The following is a 26,781-nucleotide window of genomic DNA, read 5'->3' as shown; positions in this document are numbered from 1 at the left end:
CGAGGCACCACTTCTTGTCATCATAGTACTGCCTGCCACGGAATCAATTATTCAGAACGAAGCGACTTCACCGGATTAGCGAGCGCGGCTTTAAGTGACTGATAAATAACCGTCAACCAGCAGATCACAAGGGTCACAATACAGGCACCCACAAAGATCCAGGGACTGATGCCCGCCTTATATGGGAAACTTTGCAGCCATTTATCCATTGAAAAATAGGCAACGGGAATAGCGATCGGGAATGAGAACAAAACCAGTCGGGTGAAGTCTTTCGATAACAACAAAACCACACTCGAAACGGAACCGCCGAGTACCTTCCTGACGCCGATCTCCTTCACTCTCTGTTCTGTTGTGAAAGTGGCCAGACCAAAAAGCCCGAGGCACGCGATCAGGATGGTTAATGCGGAGAATGCGGTAAAAATCTTCCCGCGCAACTCGTCGGCCTCATAAGCCGATTCGAAATCCTGGTCCAGAAAACGGTATTCAAACAACCGGTCCGGATAAATTTCCGCCCATTTCTGACCAATGAAACCAAGTGTTTCTTTTGTATTTTTTGTTTTGATTTTAATGTGAATTACTGGGTTAGCGCGCTGGTAAACCATAATAAGCGGCTCGATCGGATTATAAAGTGACTGCTGGTGAAAGTCCCTCACCACGCCGACGACCTGCGCGGTTGGCGGATTGTTTTTCCCGTCCGGCGAAACCGTTCCCAGCATCACCTTCTTGCCAATCGGCTCTTTCCAGTTCATCCGTTTTACTACTGCCTCGTTGATCAGTACGCCATTGCTTGTGTCGGCCGGAAAATCCAGTGAAAAATCACGTCCGTTCACGATTTTCATCCCCATCGTTTTCACATAGTCATGGTCGACCTGCGTCGGTTTAAATGCCATTTCCTTCATACCTGTACTGGATTCGACGGTAAAAATAATCCGGCCGCCAATGTTGCTCACGGGAGAAGAAGCCGACGCCACACTTTCAATGTTTGGATTGTCGATCAGGTATTTTCGGAATGCATTATACTTGTCCGGTGACCGGTTTCCCTGGTAATTGATGGTTAGTACCTGCTCCCGGTCGTAACCCATGTCTTTGCTCCGCATGTAGTTCAGCTGCTGGTACACGATCCAGGTGCAGATCAGCATGACCATTGATATCGAAAACTGCGTGACAACCAATGCTTTTCTGAAAAAAGCGCCACCGCGTGCTTTAAATGAGCCTTTCAGAACTTCGGCCGGTTCAAACGCTGACAAATAAAATGCCGGATAACTCCCACTGATCAAGCCGGTAAATACCACAATGAACAAACCGATCAACAGGAATTTAGGCGTGAGCAATTCGAGGTAGCCAATTTCTTTTCCCGAAACGGTATTGAAAAAAGGTAGTAATGCGGCCACCAGGACCAAACTGGACACAAGCGAGATCATGGTGATCAGTACAGATTCAGTAAGGAATTGGGCGATCAAGGCGCCTTTCAGTGAACCCATTACTTTGCGTAACCCCACTTCTTTCGCCCGGCGGGCTGATTGCGCAGTTGCAAGGTTCATGTAATTAATGCTGGCTATCAGCAACATAAAGAAAGCAATCGCACTAAAAGTATACACATAGCCGATATTGCCGTTTGTCTCTCCATCAAATTGTGAATGCAGGTGAATGCTTGTCAGCGGCTGCATTTGATAGGTAATGTGAATGCCCATTCTCTTGAAAATGGACGACATGTATTTTTCATATAGCTGTGGAAAGCCAGCTTCCAGCTTTTTGATGTCGGCGTTTTGAGAAAGAAGCAGGTAGCTGTTGATGTAAAACCCGCCCCAACCGTCCGCATTACGCTGATTCGGGTTGAGTGACATCAATGCATTAAAAGTGAAATGCGAATTTTTAGGCACATCCTCGATCACACCTGTAACCTTATACGAAGTGCTGTCGTCCGTCCTCAAAACCTGCCCCAATGCGTTGCCGTTTCCGAAAAACCGTTTCGCTACTTTCTCGGTCAGTACGATGCTGCCGGGTTGGTCGAGCGCTATCTTGGGGTCACCTTCCAGGAATTTGTGGGTGAAAATATCAAAAACCGTCGAGTCGCTCGAATAGATATCTTCCTCATAAAACCGCTTTTCCCCAAGTCTGAACATCACGCGTCCATTGCCGAAAAACCGCGCATAACTCTCCACAAACGGGTAATCCTGCTTCAAGGTTTTTACCAGTGGCGGCTGGGTACTCACCCATTTATTGATTTTATCCGGTTCTCTGATATAAGATACGATGCGGTAAATCCGGTCTGCTTTCTCATGATAACGGTCATAGCTCAGCTCATCTGAGACGTACAGAAATAACAACATACCACAAGTCACACCGATGGTGAGGCCGAGGATGTTGATGAAACTATAAAACTTGTCTTTTACGAGATTGCGGAATGCGAGAACGAGGTAGTTTTTTAGCATGACGTGATCATTAGGGTTAAAACGTCGCTGCAACTATTATGCCTCGTGGTAACTACCGAAATTTCAGTTAGTTACAAAAGATTTGGAGATTTTTTTTGTTCGGATCCGAACATTCGTGTACGGAAGCGTACTAAGTCGTTAAAACTAAAACAGAGGCTACCCTGGCAGCCTCTGTTTTAACGTTCAGGATAAACGAACGGAATAAAGTGGTTTAAGTATCCTTGGCCGTTTCCCGGGCTTTGAAGTTTTGGATTCACCCTGAAAGGATGCATTCCGCTGAAATGGGTTTGTGTTTTCCATGTATAGATCCCCTAAAACGTCGATCGATTCGTTTCCTGTGTTGTTTTCTTGTGTTTTCATTTTGTTGATGAAGTTGAATTTACAACGGTTACATATAAAACCGTGCCTGAGATTATCTGGCGACCGAATGAAAAATGCTAATTTCAAATATTGAAACGCTATTTCATAAACAGAAATTTATATTCACCTTTGTGTATGTATCACACACTCGCCTATGGTTATTCTTTCCAAACGGATCATTAATGCTTTTTCAGAAACAGAGCCGCGTTCAACCGACGCACTCCTCAATTGGTACAAGCATTCAAAAGCGGCAGATTGGTCCAATTTCGCAGAGGTTAAACGGACTTTTGCCTCCGTCGATTCTGTTGGAAATGACCGGTATGTATTCAATATTAAAGGCAATGATTACCGCCTGATTGCCAAAATTCATTTTAATGTAAGGACCATTTACATCGTTTTTATAGGTACACATGCTGAATATGATAAGGTAAATGCATCAACGGTTACTCCTAAGAACTAGGTTATGAAAGAAGATAAGATCACATATACAAGTGAGGTCGAATATACAGAAGCGATGAAGGAAATCTTCTCGCTGATGAACAAGGGAGAAGGCAATCTTTCCAAAAACGAAGAATGGAAACTGCGGAAAATGGCAGTTGCCGCGGAAGAGTTTGAAGACAATCACTATCCGCTCCCAAAACCCAAAACCATCCCCGAAATGGTTGAGCTCCGGCGCTTTCAGCTCAAATTAACGCAGGCGGCGCTGGCTGACATGTTGGGCCTGGGGAAACCAAAACTTTCGCAGATCCTGAATGGCAAACGCGAGCCGGATGTTTCATTTTTGAAAGCGGTTTACCAAAAACTTGGTGTGGATCCCGGCTTTTTGCTGGATAACGCCTGAAATTCTTCAGTGGTGAGGGAATTGAATTAAACGCAGCATGATTTCGGAATAAGAACTATTTTAGTGCACCAATCTCCGAAACATGGCCGAATACCGCTTTTTTGATCGCGACATCAGTTGGCTTTCCTTTAATGAACGGGTATTAATGGAGGCCGAGGACCAGTCGCTGCCTTTGATGGAGCGGATCCGGTTCCTCTCCATTTACTCTTCTAACCTGGACGAATTTTACCGGGTCCGCATGCCGGTTTTGCAAAAAAAAGCGGGCGGGGCGCAAAGTGACCGTATTTTCGAACAAGCGTCGTCCATTATTGACATTCAGCAGAACCGCTACGGGGAAGTGTTGGTCAACTCCATTATTCCTGAGTTAGATACATTGGGATTTCATTTTTGCTATCGCGAAAAGATTCCCGATATCCTGCTTCCCCGCGTCAACGAATACTTTTTTTCCCAGGTCGCAGGTTTGATGCAGCCTGTTTTTCTGGATAGCGGCAATGTTGTTTTTCCGGAAAATAATATGCTCTATCTGGCTGTAATTCTCAATCTCGAACCCGGCGGGGAACGTCTTGCACTGGTGAATGTACCTACCAACCACATCAGCCGGTTCTATAAGGTCAGATCCGAAAACCAGGATTACATTCTTTTTTTGGAAGATATCATCAAACAAAACCTGAAAAGTCTTTTCCCAACGGCGGTCAACATACAAGCTTATAACATAAAAGTCACACGTGATGCCGAGCTTGATCTTGTGGATGAAGATGGAGAAGATATCACTGAAAAGTTCGAAAAACAGCTCAACAAACGTGATTTGGGATATGCCACGCGATTTTTATACCAGCCCGGTTTGCCCCCGCGTCATTTAAAAAACATCATTGATACCCTGGACCTGAAAAGTACCTCGGTAGTGGCAGGCGGGGAACATCACAACCTGAAAGACCTCGCCTCGCTGCCCATTTGGGACGCCTCACTTTCTTATCCTCGCCGGGATGCTGTAAATCCATTAAAGTCTGATAATCAAACAAATACGTTGTTTGAAAAACTCGCGGATCGCGATATACTGGTGCACCCACCCTACCAGCGTTACGATACCGTGCTCCGTTTTTTCAATGAAGCTGCAATCGATCCGACCGTCCAGGAGATTTACACGACGATGTACCGGGTAGCGCACGATTCGAAGATTGCGCTGGCGCTGATCAGTGCGGCGCGTAATGGAAAACAGGTAACGGTTTTGCTGGAATTAAAAGCGCGGTTTGACGAAGCCAACAACATTCATTGGGGCAAAAAAATGAAGTCGGCCGGTGTAAAAATTGTGCATAGCGTGAATGCGCTGAAAATTCACGCAAAACTGGCATTAGTCAAACGCAAACACGAAACGCTGCCGTTTCTGGGCTTGTTTGCAACCGGAAACCTGAATGAAAGTACCGCCCGGTTTTATACCGATCATGTGCTTTTAACAGCGAACCAACCCATGCTGGCCGAATCTGAAAGGTTGTTTTTATTTCTGAGAAAAAAGAAGAAACCTGAGATCACCGATGTAATCCCATTTCAACACTTGCTTGTGGCACAATTTAATCTTCAGACCCGCTTTTTAGCACTGATCGATCGCGAAATTGCCCATGCAAATCAGGGATTGCCGAGCGGAATTACCATCAAGCTGAACAACCTGGAAGAGGAAGTGATGATCTCTAAATTGTATGAAGCTTCCAATGCGGGGGTGCAAATCAATCTGATCGTCAGAAGCATTTGCCGGATCGTACCGGGATTACCTACTCAGAGTGAACACATTACCGTGAGAAGGATCGTGGACCGCTACCTGGAACACGGCCGGGTTTTCATCTTCCATAACAATGGCGCACCGGAAATTTTTATGGGCTCGACCGATTGGATGAACCGGAACATTTACCGCCGCATTGAAGTATGTTTCCCGATCTACGATGACAATTTAAAGCACGAACTCATGCACCTCATTTCGCTCCAAATGGAGGATACCGCGAAAGCAGTCCTGATCGACCGGAATCTTACCAATAAGCGGTTCGATCAATCCGAAAAAGGCGTTGCATCGCAGGAAGCCATTTACCAGTATTTATCCGGATCTGCTTCCTCAGATCATTGATTACCGCATTGATCCAGAACTCATTAAACAAACCGAACAATATGAGCAAAGCCTTTACTACCGCATTCCTGTTTGCTGCTTTTCTGGTTTCAACGCACATCAAAGCCCAGAAATTGAGCGATAAATACAGGCCTCAGTTCCACTTTTCACCTAAAGCCAACTGGATGAACGATCCGAACGGGATGGTTTTTCATAATGGAATTTACCACCTGTTTTATCAATATTATCCCAACGATAAGATCTGGGGGCCGATGCATTGGGGCCATGCTACCAGCAAGGATTTGGTTTCCTGGCAGGAGCAGCCGATCGCTTTGTACCCGGACAGTCTGGGTTACATATTTTCGGGAAGCGCGGTGGTGGATGCAAAAAACACGTCTGGTTTTGGAAAAGATGGAAAAGCGCCGCTGGTGGCGATTTTTACACATCACGATCCTGTCCTTGAAAAGCAAAAAACCGGGAAACACGAAACCCAGAGCATTGCATATAGTCTGGACGACGGAAAGAACTGGACCAAATACAGTGGCAATCCGGTGATCCCGAACCCTGGCATTACTGATTTCCGCGACCCGAAAGTGAGCTGGTACGAGCCTCAGAAAAAGTGGATGATGACCCTGGCGACAAAAGACCGCATCACATTTTACTCATCCCCAAACCTGAAAGACTGGACCCGTGAGAGTGAATTCGGCGTCGATGCCGGTTCACATGGCGGCGTTTGGGAATGTCCCGACTTGTTTCCGATTATGCATAATGGAAAAGAAGTCTGGGTTTTGATCGTAAACATCAATCCTGGCGGGCCGAACAAAGGTTCTGCGGGACAATATTTTCTGGGTGATTTTGATGGAAAAGACTTTAAAGCTTATTCCAAAGAAACAAAATGGCTGGACTTTGGCGCCGATAACTACGCCGCGGTCACGTTTTCGAACACGGGTAACCGCCGCGTTTTAATGGGCTGGATGAGTAACTGGCAATATGCCAACCAGGTTCCGACCGATCCCTGGAGAAGTGCCAATACGGTTGCCCGCGACCTGGGTTTGAAATCGGTTGGCCGAGAGATTTACCTTACCTCCCTGCCGGTAAAAGAATTGAATGCATTAAACACCACAGGTTTTTCTCAAAAAAATGTAAATGTAAAAGGTGAGCTTGACCTGACCGGTAAAACCAAAAATACAACCGGTCTTTTCCGCCTGGATTTTGATACAAAAAGTGTGGGCGATTTCTCCATTACACTTGCCAATAAAGCAGGCAACGAAATGGTAATCGGCTATGATAAAGCTTCAAATCAATATTATACGGACCGTTCAAAGTCTGGGAAGATCGATTTCGAAAAAGGCTTTGGCGTAAAACATTCTGCTCCACGGTTTTCGAAAGATGCGTACATGGACATTACGCTGATCGCCGACGTAGCTTCAATCGAGCTCTTTGCTGATCACGGGCTTACGATAATGACGGACATCTTTTTCCCCGATGAACCAATGTCGCAATTGACGATCAAATCCGTTTCCGGGATTACGCTGGACAATTTGAAATATACCGGATTAAAACCATCTATGGGGCAGAAATGACGCGATGTAACGTCTGCTGGCCGGCAAATAAACGCTAAGTTAATCTGCGAAGCTCTTATACCCTGGCATGAAAAAACCCGAAACCCGCCTTCTTACCAATCATTGTGGCGCATTGATCGCCATCATTTCCTTTATTGCACTAGTCGCTTACCAGACTACAAAAGAAGAAGGTCGGACATGGAGCGTGTACAAGGCCGATTCACATAGTACCAGCTATTCGCCGCTCGATCAGGTCAATACCGGTAATGTTACGCAGCTGCAGCCCGCCTGGACTTTTGCATTGAAAGACATGAAAGATGGTTCCCGTCCCGGGAACTCGGAATGCAACCCAATCATTGTCGATGGAGTGATGTATGCGACTTCGGCAAAGCATTGGGTGTATGCGGTGAATGCATCTACGGGCGAGCAAATCTGGTCGTTTGACCCATTTTCGGGAGCGGAAGGTGGCGGGGTAAGTCGCGGATTGACTTATTGGGAAGATGACCGTAGGGGAGAACGGATCCTGGTCACCGGCGGGGATAACCTTTTTGCATTGGATATCAAAACCGGAAAACCGATCGCGGATTTTGGCAAGAATGGAAAAGTGAGCATGAACGTGGGGTTAAGAGATGACCCCGAAACGATTTCTGTGATTCCAACTTCACCGGGGATCGTTTACAAGGATTTGCTGATCATGGGCGCCGAAGTCTCTGAATTATACGGTGCGCAACCCGGCTACATCCGTGCCTATCATTGCAGGACCGGCAAGCTGGTGTGGACGTTCCATACCATTCCGTTACCCGGCGAACCGGGTTATGAAACCTGGCCGAAAGATGCCTACAAATACGCGGGAGGCGCAAATGACTGGGGCGGGATGAGCGTGGATCTAAAACGGGGAATGGTATTTCTGGCAACAGGCTCACCTACTTATGACTTTTATGGTGCCGACCGGAAGGGTCAAAATTTGTATGGAAACAGCGTGGTGGCGTTGGACGCAGCCACCGGAAAACACATCTGGCACTTTCAAACGGTGCACCACGATCTTTGGGATTATGATCTCCCCTGCCCGCCTAACCTCGTAACGGTTGAGAAAAACGGCCAAAAAATTGATGCGGTCGCGCAGGTTTCCAAACACGGTTTCATATTCGTTTTTAACCGTGAAACCGGCGAGCCCCTTTTCCCGATTGAAGAGCGCAAAGTACCAGCTTCCAACATTCCCGGCGAAGAAGCCTGGCCAACCCAGCCTTTTCCATTAAAACCAAAGCCTTTTGCCCGGCAATATATGTCCGAGGCCGACCTGACGCATTACACCGACGCGGGCCGAGATTCGATCGTCAAAAAATACCGGTCCATGCGATACGAAGGTCTTTTTACCCCGCCGGACCTGAAAGGAACGTTAATGCTGCCCGGCACCCGCGGCGGCGCAGAATGGGGAGGCGCGGCATTTGACCCAAAAACAAGTGTCTTATTTATAAAATCCAACGATTCACCGGAAATTCAGTCGATGAAGAAGGTCGATCTGGAAGAAGAATCGAAGAATATGTCGGTTTTTCAGCAGGGTAAATCGCTTTATATGACCTATTGTGTGGCTTGTCATGGAAAAGACAAAAATGGGGACGAGCCGACTTACCCCTCACTGATCGGTTTGCGGAACCGGATCACACGCGAAGCAGCCTTGGACAAGATTAAGAAAGGGGCGGGAAAAATGCCGGCATTTGCAAGCATTGTCAAAGGAAAAGAGAAGGCGATCACCGCCTTTTTGTACGAAAGAGAGCAGCAAAGCGCAATTACGGTAACCAAATTCGAAACCGGAAAAACCAAAGCCGGGGCAGACAAATACCTGAATCTCACTGCCTATGGCCACTTCCGCGACCCGGACGGTAATCCAGCATTGCGGCCTCCGTGGGGAACATTAAGTGCGGTAAACCTGACAACCGGTGAATACGAATGGCAGGTAACGGTTGGTAATGATGAAAAAAGACAAGGTAAAAATGGCCCTGAAACCGGTCAGGAAGGTTCTGCCGGACCGATCGTAACTGCTGGCGGACTGGTTTTCATGAGCGGTACCAACGACAAAAAACTTCGTGCATTCGACAAAAAAACGGGCAAGCTGCTTTGGAAAACGGAGCTGCCCGGCGTAGCTAATGCAACTGCATGCACCTATCTGAGCGGCGGCAAGCAATATGTCGCATTGTCGGTCGGCGGTACGAAAGAGAATCCTTCCGGCTTCATTATGGCATTTAAATTACCCTGACTCTCTTCAATCGCGATCAACCGATGAACCGGATTGAATGAGGTAAAATGACAATTGAACGACGGTTACTTACTGTTCAGTGAAGTGCCATAGCCGCCAATCCGATTCTGAGCTAACTTTATGGATCAGAAAGATCACATGACGACAGCACAATTTTTGTCCTTCTATAACAATCCTGCTTCCGGAAAATACAACCGGGTCACACTTTCGGTTTTCGCACTGGTGCTGGCTGGCGTTTTGCCGCTGGCCGGGAATATCATTTGGGGCAGTAGATATTTTTCAAATGCCCGTATTTTCGTCGCCGGAAATCTTTTTAACCTGGCAATTTGCCTGGTCTCCTACCTGGTCAACAGCAAGTTTGCCCGGGCCGTAGCAATGATTTATCCGGAACCTAACCAGTCCGTTAAACGGGTTTTGTCGTGGTTTTTAATGTTTGCAACGGTGAACATCGTCGCTTTTTTTACTGCGCTGGCGATCTATAATCAAGCTCATTTATTCGGCTATACATTTCAGTTGACACCCGCGCTTTGGTCGGGTTTCGGGATTATTGGGGGCTCGCTCACCGCAGCGGGCCTGACCGAGCTCGTTTTTGCATTCAGTCAATGGAAAATCGATCTGCAGGAATTGAATCAGATGGAACAGAAGCAACTGCAGACGGAACTGGACGCGGTGAAGCAACAGGTAAACCCTCACTTCCTTTTCAACTGCCTGAATTCGTTGTCTGTACTCATTTCCGAGGCACCGTCCACTGCCGAAAAGTTTGTGGACGAAATGTCGAAAGTATATCGGTACCTGTTGAACGTGTATGGGCCGGACAAGGAAAATGACCTGGTAACGCTCGATGCGGAGCTGCGTTTTGTCAGATCCTACATTTACCTGTTGGAAACCAGATATGAAACCGGCATTCACTTTTCGATCCATGTCGCGGAGGCATATCTCACCGGCGAGCTCGCCCCGCTCACTTTACAAATCCTGATCGATAATGCAGTGAAACACAATGTAGTATCGGCGGATCGTCCGCTGGAAATTGAGATAAAAACAACACAAACAGGCCAGCTGCAGGTTACCAACAGTCTGCAGAAACGCATTGTGAGCATGTCGCACGGAGAGGCGGGGCTGGCTGCGCTGATCTCGCGTTACAAGTTCCTGTTCAATCAGGCGGGGAAAATTCAGGTTAAGGAAGCCGGTTCTCATTTTTCAGTCATTTTGCCTTTGATTTACACATGACCCGTGCATTAAGATTTGACAGAATCGGTCAATTGATCTGGCTGAGCCTTTTTGGACGCTGGATGTTTGCATTACTGGTACCCTGGTTCGTGCCGACGATCAGTTACCTGCTGATCGGTGACCCGTTTTTTGCCAGCTTCTCCAACTTTTTCCTCGGAATGGGCATGGTACTGGTCATGACCATCCTCGCATTTGTGCCCCACGACTGGGCGGCGCAATACATTGCCTCAAAGTATCCGTCGCTGCATTCCACGTTGCGGCGCAGCATTTATACTGCCGTCACATTCTGGATACTGACTATTATTTACGTTTCAGTTTATGGGTTTTTGATCATTTATTTTAAACCATTGAATGCCGAACTGGACGCGGGCAAGATGATCAATGTGTATTTGTTTGAAACCGTCGCGGTACTTATTCTTACCGCTTTGTATGAAGGAAATTATTCTTTGAAAAAGTGGAAAGAGATTAAGGTCAATAAAGAAGCCATTCGCAAAGCGGGAATGCAGGGCCAGCTCCAGAGTCTTAAAAGTCAGGTAAGCCCGCATTTTTTATTCAACAGCCTCAACACACTCTCCGCATTGATTACCGATGAACCGAAACGGGCGGAGCAATTCGTGGATGAAATGGCGCAGGTATACCGGTATCTTTTGCAAAATAACCAGGATGGGCTGACCACACTCTCGACGGAACTGAAGTTTATCCGATCCTATTTTCACCTGTTAAAAACAAGATACGATCAGGGCGTTGAGCTGCTTATTAAAGTGAATGAAGCCGATCTCGACAAGTTCATTCCACCGCTCACCTTGCAGCTTTTGGTGGAAAATGCGGTAAAGCACAATGCGATCCTGGAAAACAATCCTTTGTACATCCACATCAGGTCCGCCGAAAATGATGTGCTGGAAGTCTGTAATAATGTAGTGGAAAAATCGACTCCGGTAAAATCCACCAAACTCGGGCTCGCGAACATTTATGCCAAATACAGCTTACTATCCGATAAACAACCGGTCATTTATGCCGGAACCGAACAGTTTAAAATCATGCTTCCGTTGCTGAACGAAAAAACCGAAAACCAATGAATATTTTAATTGTCGAGGATGAAAAACTAGCCGTCCGTAAACTGACCAAGCTCCTGGAAGAAACCGCTCCCGAATTCGTAATCCGGGCGGTTACGCCGAGCATCGCGGCAACTGTGGACTGGATTGCCTCAAATCGCAATAACGGCGAAAACGAGCCTGATTTGATTTTTATGGATATTGAACTGGCTGATGGTCAGAGTTTTGAAATATTTAATCGCATAGAGATCCGGAGTACGGTCATTTTTACAACTTCTTATGACGAGTATGCATTGCAGGCATTTAAGGTTAGCAGCATTGATTATCTGCTGAAACCCGTGCAGCAGGAAGATCTGCAGAGAAGCATCCGGAAATTTTACGACCTAACCGGAATGCAGAAAAACAACCGCAGTTCCGAGCTTTCGGCAAACCTGGAAAGCATTCTGCAAAACCTTAAATTCCATCAGCCGGCACCTGACCACCGCAAGCGTTTCCTGGTGAAGCAAGGCGCAAAAATGCTTTCCATTGAAGTGACTGATATCGCATTCTTTTTTACGGAGGAAAGTATCAGTTTTTTCAAAAATCACCAGGGACAAAAGTTCGTAGTCGATTACCGGATGGACGAGATCGAGCAATTTCTCGACCCGGCAAATTTCTTCAGAGTAAACCGCGGCATGATCGTCACCCACCACGCCGTGACCCAGATCCAACCTTACTATAACAACAGGCTTGCGCTGACCTTAAAACCGGCTTTTGAAAAAGAGGTAATTGTGAGCCGTGAAAAATCGAATGATTTTCGGAAATGGATGGGAAAGTAAAACAAAAAAAGGAGGGAAAAATCCCTCCAGTCACTTTCTTAAATATTTGCCTGTGATTTACTTAACCAATGGAATGGCCCAGAAAATACTCGCCTGGATCACACTGTTCTTGAAGTCAGGATCGATACCCGGTCCCGAAAAATTTCCTACCTTGGATAACCCGGCTATATACCGCACACCTACTCCGAGCCCGATCGGGGACTGGTAACCGATGCCTGCGCCGGCTGCCAGATCAAGGTTTTTGGCAAAATTGTTGATCGTCTGATCCGGAATGTTCGAAGACGTTCTGAAACCTACCTGCGGGCCAAATTCAAAGTAAAAGCCACCATTTGCTTTAAATTTCAGCATTACCGGAATCGTAACGTAGCTGATCTTAAAGTCAGATCTTGCGCCATTGTTCTCCACTTTTGCGCCTTGTGTTGAAAAAAGTACTTCTGGCTGTATCGAAAAAACCTTCCCAAAACCATAATTGATAATACCACCTAAATGATACCCCACCAATGCATCCGACTCAATATTCCCACCCGTATAATTGCTGATGTTCAAACCTGCCTTCGGACCAATGCTAAATGATTGCGCGTTTACGGTTGCAACGGACAGAAGCAACCCAGCCACTACTAGTAATTTTTTCATGCTTTTTAAAAATTTAAATGTGGAACGTTAAAGTCCGTAAATGATGACTTACGTATCTTTCCAGTTACAAAATCCATGCCGGGTAGCACATCCGTCGTGCTTCGTCCGCACATTTTGCATTAGCTCAACTTAGCGATTCCGTATCCTTATTAATCTTTTCTTCGGCCAGTTCGATATCTTCTATTTCAGGTTCCGGCGCCTCCTGTTCCGCGCTCGCCAGCTTTTCGTACTGGAGTGTAATTAGTATGGGAAAATGATCGGACGAAAAGTTTTCCAGCCGCGCAAGCGAGACGAGTTTGAAGTCGGTCGAGCAGAATACGTGGTCGAGCGGGAAGCGGAGAAAAGGGATTTTAGCATGAAATGTGTTGTAAAATCCGCGCCCGATCCTCGGATCCAGAAGTCCGCTGATCTTGGTAAACAGGTTCGTCGTATAGGACCAAGCGACATCGTTCAGGTCGCCGATTACAATGGAGGGCAGGTTGCTGGCTTTCACTTCTTTGGCAACCAGCAACAACTCTTTATCACGTTCGGTCGAATACAGGTTTTCGCCGGGGACCGGCGGCGTCGGATGCACGCAATACAGATCGAACATCTCGCCGGAGGGAAGTCTTACCTTTGTCTTAATCGACGGAATTTCCTCGTCCACGAGATACCGGACTTCGGCATCAACCAGTTCCAGCCTTGAATAAAGCAGCATTCCATACGTATTTTCCAATGGTACGAGAACCTGATGCGGATATGTTTCTTTCAAAGCCGCGGTTCCTTTATACCAGAACTGGTCGGTTTCCAAAAGCAGAATAATGTCGGGATCGTTTTTTTGTACCGTTTTCAGGCAGCCTGCCGTATTGCGGTTATCCTGAAAAACATTGGAAGACACAATCCGTACCTGGTTGGAAACGTCTGCGTGATCTGTTTTAAAAATGACCTTTTTAGCAAAAAAAGTAAACGGATAGATCTGGAAAATGAGGTAACCTGCATTGGCGATGAGAACCCCGATAAACGCGCGTTCCAATGGTGTTTCTATCTGAAACTGAAATGAGTATATAATGATGATGACCAGATTAACAAACAACTTTTGCAACCGCGGGTACTCAAAAACCCGGAACGCCCAGTAATCACTTTTAATGATGGAAACAATGGAAAATAATACGATGCATACTCCTGAGATTTCAAGAAAGAGTTTGAATGCGGGCATCTGAATGGGTTTGTGGTTTAAATACTAATCCATTCAGCATAAAAATCACGCCAGCATTCAATTGTATACGTTGCGGGAGGTTTCACTATACGTTCAGCCTAACTTACTTGCCGTCAACCCGTATTTGCACAAAGCTATGCCGGTACACGCTCCTCACTGGTGTGATTTTATTAAACTCAGCTTCTTCACATCAAATGCTAAATCAGAAGAGTTATGGAAAACAAAGAACAGTCGAACGATATTTTATCATTAAAAACCGCCCTGTGGACTTCACTTGGGATTGGTGCTTTTACAGCGGTAAGATCTATTTATCAACATATTACCAGATACGAACTGGAAGGCAAAGTGGTACTCATTACCGGCGGAGCTCGGGGATTAGGATTGGCTATGGCAAGACTGCTTGCCGATAAAGGCTGCAAACTGGTACTATGTTCACGCAATGCCCAACAACTCCAACTCGCAGAAACAGAGTTTCAGGAAAAAGGAGTTGAAGTGCTCACCATCCGCGCCGACCTGACCGTTCAGCAGGAGGCGAACCAGGTGGTGCAGGCGGCAATCACCCATTTCGGCCAGCTCGACGTACTGATCAACAATGCGGGTACCATGCTTGTTGGGCCTGAGAATACCATGGAGGTTGAGGATTACAAGAAAGTCGCGGATTCTAATTTATGGTCTGCATTGTATATGATCAAAGCGGCGATTCCGCACTTCAAAAGCCAGGGTGTGGGAAGGATCGCAAATATTTGTTCAATCGGCGGGAAAATCGCAGTGCCCCACATGCTTCCTTATAGTGTAAGCAAATTCGCGATGGTAGGTCTTTCGGAGGGACTTGGAGCTGAACTTAAAAAAGACAACATTCATGTGACCACGGTAATCCCCAACCTGATGCGTACAGGCAGCCCGAGGAACATTACTGTTAAAGGCGGTCATGAAGCCGAATATGCCTGGTTCAAAACTTCCGCATCTTCACCTCTCCTTTCCCAGCATGCCGACGACGCAGCAAAGGAAATTATCTCGGGATTGCAGAATGGCGCCCGGAACGTAACCTTAACGCTGACCGCCAAAGTAGCAGTCGCCTTGCACGGGATCCTGCCAGGCGCCGTCGAATCCGTCATGGAATTTGCAAATCGCTTTTTACCAGAAAGTAACAACCGTGAGGAAAAATCTGGACATGAGAGTGAATCTGAGAAATCACACGGAATCATCGCCGATATGAGCGACGAAGCTGCATTGAAATTCAATGAACACTAATCCCCGACGAGTGCGTCGGTGAGGACTTTCCATTGAACTTTGGAAAAAACCAGCCGCCCGACAGAACCCACCAGCGCATTTCGTACCAGGTCGACTGACTGGCCCGAATCGGTGTTGACTTTGATATTGCGGTCGTAAACACCCGCAGTCACTTTCTGCATTTCACGTGTAACGGTGAACGTGCTCGTTGAATCGTCGGTATAAAAGTGTGCGATATCCTGTTTGTCGGATGTTGGATTGGCGGAAGGCCGGACCCGGATTGCAATACTTTGTAAATCAGTGGATTCAAATGTTTCAACTTCCTCTACCAGTACCCAGTCAAAGCCCTCGCCCGCCACGCTGCCCGGCCCTGGAATGTCGATTTTGAAGTAGTTTCCTTTTAAAACCTGCCCCGTAACCGGAGCCCCGTTCTGATCGGTCAGCTGAAAACTGGCCAGTAAGTTGGACGCAAGGTTGTTCCAGTTGTTTACATTCAGCAAACGTTGTTTTGCGAGAGCATATAAGGCTTCTGCGCTCTTTATATCTGAGAGTTTCCTGTCGCTTTCAGCATTGATCACTTTACCATCCACATTTTCGGGAACGGCACCGGTTACATTTTTTTCAGCCATGGTTAAATCGAGTTGTTCGTAAAATTGCGATATCGAAAAAATCCCCGCTTGTACAAAATTATGCCATGGCATAAAAATAGTATCATATGATTTATATTGACAGCAAGGAGAACAGGCACAACGAAACGCTGATTTAAGTATTCCCTCATGGGTGTTGAAATAACCATTTTCATAGCAGATGACGATCAGGACGATCGGTATTTCTTGATACAGGCTCTTTCGGCTTTAAACGATCAATTGAAATACATCGAAGTTCCGGACGGTACCGTACTCATCCGTGAGTTGAAAAGCAAGGAGCATTGGGATCAAACGCTCGTCATCGTGGACATGAATATGCCGCGCCTGAATGGGCTGGACACGGTGAAACAAATCAGGTTAGATGATAAGTTGGATAACATTCCGATTCTGATGATGTCGACTTCTTCGGACGAATGGCTGGTCGGCAAGGCACGGAATGCCGGGATTACCAAATTTTCCATCAAGCCTTCTACGTTTGAGGATTTTCTTGATCTGGCAAAACAGATCTGCAGTGAATTTGATATCCCGATAAACAAAAAGTAAACGTAACTTCCACTAAAAAATAGACAGTGTATATCAACAAAGGGAACTGGCGGAAATCGAGCAGATCATTGCGTTGCCTCTCCTGGTCAAACTCTCTCCTCTGCCTAATAAACGAATGATCGGTGATATGTCTGACACAGAAAAGGTACTTAAGGGATTGGGAATTTCAAGGTAAGTCATGGCAGATCAGGGAAATTACGAAGAGCTGCTGCGCGAGAATGAACGTCTGCAGCAACGACTTGAAGAAGCAATGGAAACGATCGACGCGATCCGTACCGGGCAGGTCGACGCGCTGGTTGTGCAGGACGGAAGTGGTGGCCATCAGCTTTTTACACTCAAAACGGCGGACCAGACTTACCGGCTTTTTATTGAAAAAATGAGTGAAGGGGCCGTAACCCTGAATGAGGAAGGCATTATCCTGTACTGTAATTCCAAGTTTGCATCCATGGTCAATATGCCGTTATCGCAGGTTACGGGGCTTCCTTTTGAATCTTTTATCCCTGAGCATTTGAGAGACTCATATCAGGAGACTTTCAGGAATGGCTGGCTGGGAGATCGCAAAGTGGAACTGGAACTGCGGAGAGAAGATCAGTTGATACCTTGCCAGCTTTCCGTCGCCGCGCTCGACCTGGATGAAGGTGTTTCGTTGAGCGTGATCGTCACAGACCTGACATTTCAGAAAGAAACGCAGTCTCTGCTCAAACTTGGTAACGAGCGCCTGGAAAAGATCAACCGCGATCTGGAACTGAGTAACCACGATCTTCAGCAGTTCGCGTCGGTGGCATCGCACGATTTGCAGGAACCACTGAGAAAAATTTTAATTTATTCGTCGCTTCTCAAACTGAAATTCCAGGAGGAACACAATGCGGAAAATGCCAGTTATGTTTCGAAAGTGATCGCGTCGTCCAACCGGATGCGAACGATGATCACGGACGTTCTGAACTATTCAAGCTTGTCGAAAACGGGCAGTCAGTATGAGGTAACCGATCTCACGAAGATCGTTACGGAAATACTGGAAGATTTCGAGATCGCGATCAGGGAAAAAGATGCCAAGGTGATTGTAGACGAACTGCCGAAGGCGGAAGTCAATAAAGGCCAGATCCGGCAAGTTTTCCAGAACCTGATCAGCAATGCGTTGAAATTTTCACAGCCTGGTGTTGCCCCTGTGATTCGTATCGGTACTGTAAAACCAGAAGATACAGACCTGCAATCCGAAGACTATGATGTTCAAAACACCTGCTGGATTGTTTTTGAGGACAATGGGATCGGGTTTGACAACCTTTATAAGGAAAAAATATTCTCCCTGTTCGAAAGACTGAATACGAAAGATCTGTTCGAAGGCTCAGGGATCGGGCTGGCTATCTCCAAAAAAATAATTGACAAACACAACGGAAAGATTTCGGCATCGGGAGCCGAAGGCAGAGGCGCCAGGTTCATCATTCAACTGCCGTTAACACGGCAAAATCAATAACGCAGGTAACGTATATCTCGCACCGGATGTGCATTCCTTTGGGGAGAATGCATTACTTAACCATATTTTCAGGATAAAATCTGAACAGCTTCTTCGTTTCCCTGTTGAATGGCCAGGTCGATCACGGATAATCCTCTGGTATCCAGCATAGTAGTGTCGGCACCATGGCGGACCAGCAAACGTACAAGGTTATTGCGCCCGAACATCGCAGCAAACATCAGTGCAGTGCCCCCGTTTCCATGCTGAAGATTGAGATCCGCGCCATGTTCGATCAGCAATTCGGCAATGTCCTCATAACCTTTAAAAGACACGCCCATTAAAGCGGTATTGCCGCCATAGTCCGCTGCATTGACATCAGCCCCCGATTTCACTAAAAGTTCGGCCGCTTCAAACCGGTTGTTGTAGCATGCGATGATTAATGGAGTATAACCTTTCTCGTCACGCGCATTCACGTCCGTTTTCAGGTCTATTAATTCTTGTAAAACGGGCACATTTCCAAGTCTCGCAGCGTGAATAATGACATGATCATAATTTTCCATTCTTGAATTTGGTTTAGCTAGCTTTTCAATTCATCCCAAATTTCTTTTTCAAGTCCCCATACAAAGTGCTTTTCGCCACTTTTAAGGATAACAAGACTGAAACGCATGTCCGCATCGGGGATAATATCTTCCACCTCGTCCAGCGAGAAATGGTATGTAACTGTTTCGTCGTCTTTGGATTTGAACGTCTTCGTGGTGTTCATTCTGGTAAAATACTGTACGGTTCGTGTTTTCTTCTTGCCTAAAAAACCCGCGCCAGCAGTTAAAGGAAGAGGATATGATTTACTTCGTGCTCTTACTTAAGATATAAAAGAAAATCTCGGTACGGATCTCAAAACCCAGCGATTCGTACACGCCGATAGCACGGGTGTTATCTGCTTTCGCGTGTAAAAATGGAGTTTCGGAAGCTTCCTGAATGCGGTTGACCTGCCGGAGAAGAAGCCGGCGGGCATATCCTTTTCCCAAATGATCGGGGTGCGTGCAGACTGCGCTGATTTCGGCAAAGCCATTTAAATGAAGACGCTGACCCGCCATTGCGATGAGCTGGTCGCCTTCAAAAATGCCTTCATAATGCCCAAAGTTTATTGTTTTAGGAAGAAATGGGCCCGGGTTTGTGAGCTTCGTCAATGCAAGCATCCGGGGTACGAACTGTTTACCAAGTTGAACTGGCTCAGGACCGTCCACTACCGGTCTTTCCGGTCCGCGGTAGATCATCTGGAAACCATCGATCCGGATTACTTTTTCCCATAAACCTTCGATCGCCAGCTTCGCATTACTTACCAGAACTACGTCGTCGTCGAACGGGACGGTTTGGTATAAATCGTTCAAACAAGCTTGGGTAGGTGCAGACAGGGCTACAAACGGCGAAACAGCCGGATCAAAATAGGCGGCTGTTTCGGTAATGAATCCCAATGGATTGTTATGGGAGGCCAGGGCATTCCAGGCCGGATTGTCGAGAATATCTTCCATGTTATTTCACGATAATATGCTTGCTAATGTCCATTTGAGCCGATTTGATTCGAATAATATACCTGCCTGAACTGAGACCCCGGACCGGGATTCTGGCACGTCTTCCGGCAACTTGCTTTTGGGAGAAAAGTACTCTTCCAAAAACATCATAAACCATTAATTCAGCTTCATTCATGTCCTCTTTCGATTCGATGTAAATATCGCTGTCATATGCGGGATTTGGGAAAACGACTACATTGGAAACTTGCTCGGAACCGATCAGTATCTCGTTCGAAGCATCGGAAAAACAAGTAAGCGAATTGTCCTCGATCGTGAAAGTTTTCCCCACCCGTGCCGAATATGAACCGGGCACATCCGTTTGAAGGGTATCTCTGTGGGTCGTTAAAATTTCCTGGTCTCTTGTCCAGATCACACTCGCATTCGGATCCGAATGATCGGCGATCACACGAATGTTAAATGGGCCGATTTTCTCAATTTCAGGCCTGGCAACTTCCTTCTGAACCACCACTGAAACGGGCCGGGAATCATCTGAAAAGCATCCCAGCACATTTTCACCGCGTACTACAAAATCACCGGTTTCTTTTACTTCAATGGTGCTGCCGGTCTTGATCGGTTCCGTACCTCCGGCATGATACCAGCGATATCTTTCATCGCCTGCATTTACATGTAATACTATCGTCGAATCGGCACAAACCTGGATTAAACCAGCTCGCGAGAGGTCGGGCGCCGCCGGTTTGATCCGGGAATTGATGACGATCCGCTGGGTACGTATCGTGTTACCAAACTGATCCTTCACTTTCGCGGAAAAAGTCCCCGGAGAAGACACGAGCAATGATTTGCCGGACTCCTCGCGCACATTTCCGTTCTGTTCAATCGTCCATACATAATTGTTGTATTGCTCCGGCAATGACAGTGAAACTGAATTGTTACCCGGCTCGCAGTTGATCGTGACTTTGGGGATCGGATTGCTTTTAATCGGTGTAATCCCTTTTAAAAAGCTCTCGGAAAGCACGTCATTCCAGGCATTTGCAAGCACATTCAGGGCCTCGTTTCCATAAAAATGCGTACCGTCTACACGGGTAATCGGCAAGTCGTCCGTTTCGGGCCCGCCAAATGTGAAATCGCTCAAATCCCTGATCACCGCATTCTGCGCGGCAATGATATCCGGGCTTGTGATCGATACTCCTTTATTATCGGCGATCCTGGAAGTTCGGGAAACGACCCACGGAATTTTTGCATTGGTATCGGAGGAAAGCTTTCTGATTAATGCTTCCAGGTCGGATTTAAATTCATTGAAACCCATTCTGACGGGAAAATTGTCGGATTCGCCCAGCATCCAAAGGATCGTCCGTGCCCCATATTGGCTCGCGTAGTGCTGCACAGCCATTCTCAAATTCCCATAAGGCATTTGTTCAGGGAAATAATACGTGTCGGAATATACGCTGGTGGTCGGGCGGCCCTGGCTGCTGAGAACCCAATTTTGAATGGAAGTTCCCGACCAGGCCGTATTGATAAAGAGAATGGGCACATTTAGTTTTTTGGCTAAAAGGTCCCCCAGAATCCCCCAGCACCACGCGGTACGCCCGATCGGGCCGAGGATATGAACACTGTCCTGCAATTGTAATTGTTCAAAAACCGCCGCCGGCGGATCGTTCAGGCTATTTTGAGAATCGTTGTTGTAATTGATGTAGTTGACGCGGTCGTCATTGGCTCCGGGCGGAAGCGGAAATTCTTTGCGGATGTCTACACCCTGGGCATTGGATTGGCCGGAAATAATAAAAACCTCCCCCACTCCCATTTTCGAAATCTTATCGGTTCCCGATACCTTCCCAGCCAGCGCACCCCGTACTTCCAGTGAATACCAGCCGCCGGGAATGGGTAAAGAACCTGTAAAAACGCCTCCTTTGGGGTTACTTTCGAGGGTTGTCCACGGTACTTCTTTTCCTTGTGCGGAGTTGATTGGCAATGCGCGAGCCTCAATTTTATCCAATTCAGAGGTATAAACCCCACTGACCGAAACATTTGCCGCCCCGTCGGCCTGACGCTGAAAAATGGCGCGTTCTGATGGGAATGTTACCTGGATCTGTGCCGACGCACAAAGAGCAAGAATGCTATATATGGCTGTTAGCCAATAAAAACGCAGGGTAGAGAAGGTGTAAAGCATCAAACGTATAATTCGCACTGGGTAAACTTTATCAGAAATCAAGTGATGACTGAATTGCAAAAGTACAAGTTAACAGCGTGTTTCCAGTACCCCTTTAGTTTTCGGATATAAAAATATTGATAAACGGTCAGGGATTGATCGTGGCACTAGTCACCGTATAGGAACCAAAGCAACCCAGGCCTCCCTCAATATTGGTGTAAACTAGCGTTGGCTCCACGAAGGGATTATCTCCGCCACCCGCATTATCCAGCGAATTGTAGAACCGGTAATAGTTTACGTCGACGTTCAGTACCTCGGCCCGCACTTCGCGGAGTAATGCATCATTGTAGAAAGACCTTGCAACGCCGTTTTTGTCAAGATAACTGACCGTTCTTTTTTGAGGTATCCTCACATTGTATTCCGGTGCATTGTAAGTGATCCCATCCAGATTGGTGTCATTGAAAGTATTCCAGTCCCGATAATAGAATGGCCACCTGTTAATAAGCCGGAAAGGTATAATATCACCTGTTTCGTTGTTGTATTGCGGCACGGTTTCCTCGGCAATGGCATATCCGCGCACCGTGTAATAGTTGCTTTCGCCTTTTATGTCCTCCCATGAAAAACGGATCTGCGCAATCGAATCAGGTGAATAATCCAGCGGCACAATTTTGACTGTAAATTTTTTAATTGTTGGTCGCTTTACCGGAACCGTCGTGCTGGCTCTCACAGATCTCTTTCCGTCGGTAACCGTGAGTGTGTAAGATTTACCGGCCTCCACTTTGAATGCACTCGTATCGGCATAGTACCTTGTCGTGGAGTCGTCGTAAACCAGCCGGACTTTTTGCGTATCCCCGGACAAAATTACTTCCGCATTTTTGACAAAAACAGCATCATAACTTGCACGCCCGAAAAGTGGCTGTGATTCGGTAACGACCGCTTCCAGCCGGGCGGATTGAGGGGAAATGTAGCATTCCACAGCCAGCCGCGATTCAATTTTCGGAAGCTCATCCGGCCCCAGATCGTTTACGAGACTTTCGCAGCCGGTGAGCGATATCAGGCATATTAGAATGAAGCCGGTAAACTGATAACCTGTTCGCTTCGAAGCATTTAATAAAATCATTTTCGAATCAGAATTTGAAATTATAACTAAAAGAAGGCAGTACCGGAAAAAGCGAGTAGCGCGTCAGCACATTGACACGCTGGCCGGGATTACTTTTATCTTCTTTCGTATCGAGGTTATAAAAAAATGGGTTGCGCCGGTTGTAGGCATTGTAAAGTCCGAACTCCCAGGTTCTTTCATGACGTTTCTTTTTCTTGTGAAACTGGATCGCCACGTCCATCCGATGGTATGGTTCGGCGCGAAATGAATTCTTCTTGCCATACTCAGTGGTCACATTTCCGAAACTGCCCGGGTAACCAAACAGATTCGACACATAGTGGTTCCCAAAAGTTGAATATTTCGAGACCGGAAGTGTGAGCGCATTTCCCGTGCCGTAAACCCAGGTCGCAGATAAAGTAATGCGTTTGCTGAGCTCATAAATCCCGACCACGGAAATGTCGTTTCGCCGGTCGTAACGAGGATAAAACGTTTCGCCGAAATTGAGCTCCGGAAACTTCCATTTCGTCCAGGATAAGGTATATCCAACCCAGCCCGACAATTTCCCGGACTTTTTCTGGACCATAAATTCGGCCCCGTAAGACCAGCCTTTCCCAGAAGTCACATTATCTTCCCAATTCAGTTCATTTGCATTATCCCCGTCCAGACTAATAAAAGAGGATCCTTCTTTATAGCTGATAATGTTGTTCATATTCTTGTAATAACCTTCCAGAGTCAGCGCCAGACCAGGTTTTTGAAGGTCTTTTGCAAACCCGAAAGCTACCTGACTGGATTGTTGCGGAGCTACCTTGTCGGTGGTTGGCACCCAGAGATCCGTAGGCAGCCCGAGTCCGGTATTGCTCAACAGATGCACATACTGGTTCATATTGGCATACGATGCTTTCATGGAAAAGTCTGTTGCCAGCTTCCATGCGGCAGAAAAACGCGGCTCGGGGCGAACATAGGTTTTTGTTTTAGTTTGGAACAAGCTCAACCGGAAACCCGCGTTCAACTTTAAGGCCGTAAATGGTTGCCAGGTATCTTCCACATATGCCCCGGCTTCCAACGTATTGATGGGTTGGGCCTGAATATCGATGTCTTCTTCTGTAAAATCACCTTCAAGAGCGAGCGCCGACGGAACAAAGCGATGAGATGTCACCTGAGCCCCAAACTTGATGCTATGTTTTGCATTAAGGTAATAATCAAAGTCCGTTTTGAGGCTGTAATCGCGGATCAGACTATTGTATTTCAGACTGAATTCATCTACTACCTGACCTTTTTCAAAATCCTTGTCATTGGAGAATATATTGAAATTGAAGTGACTGTAAATCAGTGAGGTATTGACAAATAGTTTCTGATTGATCAAATGGTTCCAGCGCAAGGTTGCCGTGGCATTACCCCAGTTCAGACCCGACCTGTTTTCGCTATTCTCACTTTTTTCACGAATATGAAACCGGTCCTGCCCAAAATAGCCACTGAGGTACACCTTATTTTTCGGGCCAAAATCATAATTGACCTTCGCATTCAGGTCATAGAAAAAGTATCCCGGCTTTACTTTGGAACTGTATCCGGTTTGCTGCTGCGCGATAAGCGGGGCCGCCAGAACGTCTATATATGTACGTCTCGCCGAAATCAGGAACGATGATTTTTTTCTGGCTAATGGACCTTCTAGTGTAAGCCGCGATGAAATCAGCCCGATCCCACCCTCTCCGTGCAATTTTTCTTTGCTGCCTTCCTTCATATTCATCTCCACAACCGAGGAAAGCCGCCCGCCATACCTGGCCGGAAAACCGCCTTTTGTAAGTTCGACGCTTTTCAGTGCATCGCTGTTGAATACCGAAAAGAAACCAAAAAGATGGCTCGCATTGTACACGACCGCATCATCCAGGATGATCAGGTTCTGGTCGGGCCCGCCGCCGCGCACATATAATCCGGTCTGCCCTTCCGTTCCTTTCTGAACTCCCGGCATCAGCTGCAACACCCGGATCACATCCTTTTCCCCGAAAAAGGCAGGGATTTTTTTGATTTGGGCAATCGGTACTTCGATCTGGCTCATTTGTACCGATTCGCTCACTTTCTCATCCTGCCGCCTGCCTGACACCAGGACTTCGTCAAGTTGATTCGCTGCCGAAAGTGTGACGTTAACCTGCTGATCCGCAGTTGCCGGAATGCGTAATTCCTGGCCTGCATACCCTACAAAAGAGTAAGAAACAGAAACGGAGTCCGATTTCGGGATGGTAATCGAGTAAAAACCGTACGTGTTGGTGAGGGTCCCGGTAGTAGAGTTGGGCAAGTATACATTCACGCCCGGAAGCAATTCCATGCTCCCTTTTTCACGCACAAAACCACTGATGGTAATGTGCTGCTGGGCAAAAAGTGAAAACGGAAGGCAAGTGACGAGTAGTAACTGGTAGAGTGTTTTACGCATACTTAAGGGTCGGGCTAAAACACGTTAACGTCCGGTTACAATTTTTATGTATATGAAATGAACAATTAGATAAATATTTTGGATTTGTATTGAAGCTGATGCAAAAAAAGCCTCCGGCAATAGCCGGAAGCTGTGCTCAAATCTCTTGCCCCGGGCAGAAGCCCCAGGATATCAAAAGATTAGGCTTGTGGAAAGAGCTTCATGTGTACTGGCAAGCCTCCTGCGGGCAATAGGAATATTTTTACCGCCGCGCATTTGAATGCTATCCGCATTTCTTCTTTGTATGTGTGTGCGGTTCACTGTAAACGATTTATGCACCCGGACAAAGTCTGCATTCAGCATCTCCTGCACGGTCCGCAGGCATTTGGAGAGCAGGTAGCGGTTGTGCTTTGTGCATATAAATGTATAATTACCAACACCTTCCAGGTACGCTATTTCCCTGGCTTCGACCAGTACCGGCCGACCCAGGTGAAATACCGTAATGACTTTTGTTTCATTTGATCTTACTACCTGCCCGTGTTCTGGCAGATATTCATGGCTAATGGAAGTTTTCATTTTTCTATGACTGGGTTTTTTGATGAACAAATATTCACAAACACCTCGTCCTATAAAATGAAATTCCGTATGAAATGTAACTTTCTATGGTTGAATCATGCTAATTCACCTGTCAGGTGAAATTATCAGATCGACAAAATTTCACCTCTTGAATCTTCAAATTCACCCACCTTTTGGATTACAAATGCGGCAGCAAGTCCACCCAGCAAATACCACGCGACCGTCATCACTTTGGTTTCGGTGGTTTTAGTCACCGGTTTGTCGCTTAGTCCGAGCTTTTGGGTAAGTCCCACTGCACCCAGCCCGGCGAACAGACCATAACCGGCACCGCGCAGCAATAAATGTTTTTTCGGCCCTTTCCCGATCATGGCGTAATACATGGTGTTACTGGCAATGTCAGCGGCCAGTGTAGTATTGAAAAGTGCATTTCCTGTCGGAGCCGACACGCCCACTGCATTCAGTGATTTGGTCAGTGCTTCTTCGCCGACCATATTGATTCTCGGTGCTTTGCTTGAAAATCGTTTGGCAGTTTCGTGAATAAGGTTCAGGACTAGTGCCCCGGCGAGCCCACCTGCGAGACTTCTGATTTCAGGTTTCATATCTGTGAAAAGTTGATGATCTTTCGAATAACCTTTAAAAATTGTTCCAACACATCAAATCGCATATCTGTTGCCGTTCGTCAACACCCCTTGTATCT

General features: G+C 46.7%; 25 protein-coding genes. 12 read left to right on the top strand and 13 right to left on the bottom strand.

All coding sequences use genetic code 11. The features are described 5' to 3' along the window. Positions 1-47: 47 nt before the first annotated feature. On the bottom strand, positions 48-2,432 hold the full coding sequence (locus tag LZG72_RS02580) for an ABC transporter permease (protein ID WP_233867144.1): 2,385 nt from the start codon (positions 2,430-2,432) through the stop codon (positions 48-50). A 183-nt stretch (positions 2,433-2,615) separates the two neighbouring features. Further along, entirely contained in the window at positions 2,616-2,792 is a 177-nt protein-coding gene (locus tag LZG72_RS02575) for a hypothetical protein (protein ID WP_233867143.1), read from the bottom strand. A 154-nt stretch (positions 2,793-2,946) separates the two neighbouring features. Here LZG72_RS02575 and LZG72_RS02570 point away from each other — a divergent pair, with 154 nt between their 5' ends. The 8 genes from LZG72_RS02570 (at position 2,947) to LZG72_RS02535 (ending at position 12,635) form a co-directional block, all read left to right on the top strand. Beyond that, entirely contained in the window at positions 2,947-3,252 is a 306-nt protein-coding gene (locus tag LZG72_RS02570) for a type II toxin-antitoxin system HigB family toxin (RefSeq protein WP_233867142.1), read from the top strand. Positions 3,253-3,255: 3 nt separating this feature from the next. Beyond that, complete coding sequence (locus LZG72_RS02565; RefSeq protein WP_233867140.1) at positions 3,256-3,633, top strand: type II toxin-antitoxin system HigA family antitoxin; 378 nt, start codon at positions 3,256-3,258, stop codon at positions 3,631-3,633. An 82-nt stretch (positions 3,634-3,715) separates the two neighbouring features. Further along, complete coding sequence (gene ppk1 / locus LZG72_RS02560) at positions 3,716-5,743, top strand: polyphosphate kinase 1 (RefSeq protein ID WP_233867138.1); 2,028 nt, start codon at positions 3,716-3,718, stop codon at positions 5,741-5,743. A 41-nt stretch (positions 5,744-5,784) separates the two neighbouring features. Beyond that, positions 5,785-7,305, top strand: coding sequence for a glycoside hydrolase family 32 protein (locus tag LZG72_RS02555; RefSeq protein WP_233867135.1), 1,521 nt, complete (start codon positions 5,785-5,787; stop codon positions 7,303-7,305). A gap of 67 nt (positions 7,306-7,372) precedes the next feature. Further along, on the top strand, positions 7,373-9,538 hold the full coding sequence (locus LZG72_RS02550) for a PQQ-binding-like beta-propeller repeat protein (protein WP_233867132.1): 2,166 nt from the start codon (positions 7,373-7,375) through the stop codon (positions 9,536-9,538). Between the two features lie 120 nt (positions 9,539-9,658). Beyond that, positions 9,659-10,765, top strand: coding sequence for a sensor histidine kinase (locus LZG72_RS02545; protein WP_233867129.1), 1,107 nt, complete (start codon positions 9,659-9,661; stop codon positions 10,763-10,765). After that, a complete protein-coding gene (locus tag LZG72_RS02540) occupies positions 10,762-11,841 on the top strand; it encodes a sensor histidine kinase (RefSeq protein WP_233867126.1) in 1,080 nt (359 codons plus the stop codon). Before LZG72_RS02545 ends, LZG72_RS02540 begins: the two co-directional genes overlap by 4 nt. Further along, positions 11,838-12,635, top strand: a complete 798-nt coding sequence (locus tag LZG72_RS02535) for a LytTR family DNA-binding domain-containing protein (protein WP_233867123.1) — start codon at positions 11,838-11,840, stop codon at positions 12,633-12,635. Before LZG72_RS02540 ends, LZG72_RS02535 begins: the two co-directional genes overlap by 4 nt. A 57-nt stretch (positions 12,636-12,692) precedes the next feature. Here the strand turns inward: LZG72_RS02535 and LZG72_RS02530 are convergent, their stop codons facing one another. Both LZG72_RS02530 and LZG72_RS02525 read right to left on the bottom strand, forming a co-directional pair. Further along, a complete protein-coding gene (locus LZG72_RS02530; RefSeq protein ID WP_233867121.1) occupies positions 12,693-13,268 on the bottom strand; it encodes a porin family protein in 576 nt (191 codons plus the stop codon). Between the two features lie 124 nt (positions 13,269-13,392). After that, positions 13,393-14,463, bottom strand: a complete 1,071-nt coding sequence (locus LZG72_RS02525; protein ID WP_233867118.1) for an endonuclease/exonuclease/phosphatase family protein — start codon at positions 14,461-14,463, stop codon at positions 13,393-13,395. 213 nt (positions 14,464-14,676) lie between these two features. On the opposite strand from LZG72_RS02525, the gene LZG72_RS02520 reads away from it, so the two are divergent. Continuing rightward, positions 14,677-15,714, top strand: coding sequence for an SDR family oxidoreductase (locus tag LZG72_RS02520; protein ID WP_233867114.1), 1,038 nt, complete (start codon positions 14,677-14,679; stop codon positions 15,712-15,714). Here the strand turns inward: LZG72_RS02520 and LZG72_RS02515 are convergent. Further along, the gene (locus LZG72_RS02515; RefSeq protein ID WP_233867111.1) at positions 15,711-16,322 is read right to left on the bottom strand and encodes a hypothetical protein; all 612 of its coding nucleotides are present in this window, start codon (positions 16,320-16,322) and stop codon (positions 15,711-15,713) included. The two genes, LZG72_RS02520 and LZG72_RS02515, sit on opposite strands and share 4 nt — an antisense overlap. Before the next feature lie 147 nt (positions 16,323-16,469). Here LZG72_RS02515 and LZG72_RS02510 point away from each other — a divergent pair, with 147 nt between their 5' ends. The 3 genes from LZG72_RS02510 to LZG72_RS02500 are packed head-to-tail and all read left to right on the top strand — an operon-like array spanning position 16,470 to position 18,354. Further along, positions 16,470-16,883 carry a response regulator gene (locus tag LZG72_RS02510; protein ID WP_233867108.1) on the top strand — a complete coding sequence of 138 codons (414 nt, stop codon included), beginning with the start codon at positions 16,470-16,472 and terminating at the stop codon, positions 16,881-16,883. 19 nt (positions 16,884-16,902) lie between these two features. Beyond that, positions 16,903-17,058 carry a circadian clock KaiB family protein gene (locus tag LZG72_RS02505; RefSeq protein WP_310590539.1) on the top strand — a complete coding sequence of 52 codons (156 nt, stop codon included), beginning with the start codon at positions 16,903-16,905 and terminating at the stop codon, positions 17,056-17,058. 3 nt (positions 17,059-17,061) lie between these two features. Continuing rightward, positions 17,062-18,354, top strand: a complete 1,293-nt coding sequence (locus LZG72_RS02500) for an ATP-binding protein (RefSeq protein ID WP_233867102.1) — start codon at positions 17,062-17,064, stop codon at positions 18,352-18,354. A 68-nt stretch (positions 18,355-18,422) separates the two neighbouring features. Here the strand turns inward: LZG72_RS02500 and LZG72_RS02495 are convergent, their stop codons facing one another. The 8 genes from LZG72_RS02495 to LZG72_RS02460 form a co-directional block, all read right to left on the bottom strand. Further along, complete coding sequence (locus LZG72_RS02495) at positions 18,423-18,893, bottom strand: ankyrin repeat domain-containing protein (protein WP_233867099.1); 471 nt, start codon at positions 18,891-18,893, stop codon at positions 18,423-18,425. 17 nt (positions 18,894-18,910) lie between these two features. Next, a complete protein-coding gene (locus LZG72_RS02490) occupies positions 18,911-19,096 on the bottom strand; it encodes a hypothetical protein (RefSeq protein WP_233867097.1) in 186 nt (61 codons plus the stop codon). 79 nt (positions 19,097-19,175) lie between these two features. Further along, a complete protein-coding gene (locus tag LZG72_RS02485; RefSeq protein ID WP_233867096.1) occupies positions 19,176-19,862 on the bottom strand; it encodes a GNAT family N-acetyltransferase in 687 nt (228 codons plus the stop codon). A 1-nt stretch (position 19,863) separates the two neighbouring features. Continuing rightward, positions 19,864-22,026, bottom strand: a complete 2,163-nt coding sequence (locus tag LZG72_RS02480) for a sialate O-acetylesterase (RefSeq protein WP_233867095.1) — start codon at positions 22,024-22,026, stop codon at positions 19,864-19,866. A 127-nt stretch (positions 22,027-22,153) separates the two neighbouring features. Further along, complete coding sequence (locus LZG72_RS02475) at positions 22,154-23,125, bottom strand: DUF4249 domain-containing protein (RefSeq protein WP_233867094.1); 972 nt, start codon at positions 23,123-23,125, stop codon at positions 22,154-22,156. 7 nt (positions 23,126-23,132) lie between these two features. Beyond that, positions 23,133-25,529 carry a TonB-dependent receptor gene (locus LZG72_RS02470; protein ID WP_233867093.1) on the bottom strand — a complete coding sequence of 799 codons (2,397 nt, stop codon included), beginning with the start codon at positions 25,527-25,529 and terminating at the stop codon, positions 23,133-23,135. A gap of 171 nt (positions 25,530-25,700) precedes the next feature. Next, positions 25,701-26,084, bottom strand: coding sequence for a LytTR family DNA-binding domain-containing protein (locus LZG72_RS02465; RefSeq protein ID WP_233867091.1), 384 nt, complete (start codon positions 26,082-26,084; stop codon positions 25,701-25,703). Between the two features lie 125 nt (positions 26,085-26,209). After that, positions 26,210-26,683, bottom strand: a complete 474-nt coding sequence (locus LZG72_RS02460; protein WP_233867089.1) for a hypothetical protein — start codon at positions 26,681-26,683, stop codon at positions 26,210-26,212. Positions 26,684-26,781 lie beyond the last annotated feature (98 nt).

Source organism: Dyadobacter sp. CY323 (assembly GCF_021390245.1).
GTDB lineage: Bacteria > Bacteroidota > Bacteroidia > Cytophagales > Spirosomataceae > Dyadobacter.
Note: the sequence above shows the minus strand (reverse complement) of the source record. Positions and strands in the feature narration are given on the sequence as shown.

What these genes read in the sequence shown, in the direction of transcription:
- LZG72_RS02580 (WP_233867144.1), bottom strand. Translation starts at nt 2,432, where the DNA reads ATGCTAAAAAACTACCTCGTTCTCGCATTCCGCAATCTCGTAAAAGAC.
- LZG72_RS02575 (WP_233867143.1), bottom strand. Translation starts at nt 2,792, where the DNA reads ATGAAAACACAAGAAAACAACACAGGAAACGAATCGATCGACGTTTTA.
- LZG72_RS02570 (WP_233867142.1), top strand. Translation starts at nt 2,947, where the DNA reads ATGGTTATTCTTTCCAAACGGATCATTAATGCTTTTTCAGAAACAGAG.
- LZG72_RS02565 (WP_233867140.1), top strand. Translation starts at nt 3,256, where the DNA reads ATGAAAGAAGATAAGATCACATATACAAGTGAGGTCGAATATACAGAA.
- ppk1 (WP_233867138.1), top strand. Translation starts at nt 3,716, where the DNA reads ATGGCCGAATACCGCTTTTTTGATCGCGACATCAGTTGGCTTTCCTTT.
- LZG72_RS02555 (WP_233867135.1), top strand. Translation starts at nt 5,785, where the DNA reads ATGAGCAAAGCCTTTACTACCGCATTCCTGTTTGCTGCTTTTCTGGTT.
- LZG72_RS02550 (WP_233867132.1), top strand. Translation starts at nt 7,373, where the DNA reads ATGAAAAAACCCGAAACCCGCCTTCTTACCAATCATTGTGGCGCATTG.
- LZG72_RS02545 (WP_233867129.1), top strand. Translation starts at nt 9,659, where the DNA reads ATGGATCAGAAAGATCACATGACGACAGCACAATTTTTGTCCTTCTAT.
- LZG72_RS02540 (WP_233867126.1), top strand. Translation starts at nt 10,762, where the DNA reads ATGACCCGTGCATTAAGATTTGACAGAATCGGTCAATTGATCTGGCTG.
- LZG72_RS02535 (WP_233867123.1), top strand. Translation starts at nt 11,838, where the DNA reads ATGAATATTTTAATTGTCGAGGATGAAAAACTAGCCGTCCGTAAACTG.
- LZG72_RS02530 (WP_233867121.1), bottom strand. Translation starts at nt 13,268, where the DNA reads ATGAAAAAATTACTAGTAGTGGCTGGGTTGCTTCTGTCCGTTGCAACC.
- LZG72_RS02525 (WP_233867118.1), bottom strand. Translation starts at nt 14,463, where the DNA reads ATGCCCGCATTCAAACTCTTTCTTGAAATCTCAGGAGTATGCATCGTA.
- LZG72_RS02520 (WP_233867114.1), top strand. Translation starts at nt 14,677, where the DNA reads ATGGAAAACAAAGAACAGTCGAACGATATTTTATCATTAAAAACCGCC.
- LZG72_RS02515 (WP_233867111.1), bottom strand. Translation starts at nt 16,322, where the DNA reads ATGGCTGAAAAAAATGTAACCGGTGCCGTTCCCGAAAATGTGGATGGT.
- LZG72_RS02510 (WP_233867108.1), top strand. Translation starts at nt 16,470, where the DNA reads ATGGGTGTTGAAATAACCATTTTCATAGCAGATGACGATCAGGACGAT.
- LZG72_RS02500 (WP_233867102.1), top strand. Translation starts at nt 17,062, where the DNA reads ATGGCAGATCAGGGAAATTACGAAGAGCTGCTGCGCGAGAATGAACGT.
- LZG72_RS02495 (WP_233867099.1), bottom strand. Translation starts at nt 18,893, where the DNA reads ATGGAAAATTATGATCATGTCATTATTCACGCTGCGAGACTTGGAAAT.
- LZG72_RS02490 (WP_233867097.1), bottom strand. Translation starts at nt 19,096, where the DNA reads ATGAACACCACGAAGACGTTCAAATCCAAAGACGACGAAACAGTTACA.
- LZG72_RS02485 (WP_233867096.1), bottom strand. Translation starts at nt 19,862, where the DNA reads ATGGAAGATATTCTCGACAATCCGGCCTGGAATGCCCTGGCCTCCCAT.
- LZG72_RS02480 (WP_233867095.1), bottom strand. Translation starts at nt 22,026, where the DNA reads ATGCTTTACACCTTCTCTACCCTGCGTTTTTATTGGCTAACAGCCATA.
- LZG72_RS02475 (WP_233867094.1), bottom strand. Translation starts at nt 23,125, where the DNA reads ATGATTTTATTAAATGCTTCGAAGCGAACAGGTTATCAGTTTACCGGC.
- LZG72_RS02470 (WP_233867093.1), bottom strand. Translation starts at nt 25,529, where the DNA reads ATGCGTAAAACACTCTACCAGTTACTACTCGTCACTTGCCTTCCGTTT.
- LZG72_RS02465 (WP_233867091.1), bottom strand. Translation starts at nt 26,084, where the DNA reads ATGAAAACTTCCATTAGCCATGAATATCTGCCAGAACACGGGCAGGTA.
- LZG72_RS02460 (WP_233867089.1), bottom strand. Translation starts at nt 26,683, where the DNA reads ATGAAACCTGAAATCAGAAGTCTCGCAGGTGGGCTCGCCGGGGCACTA.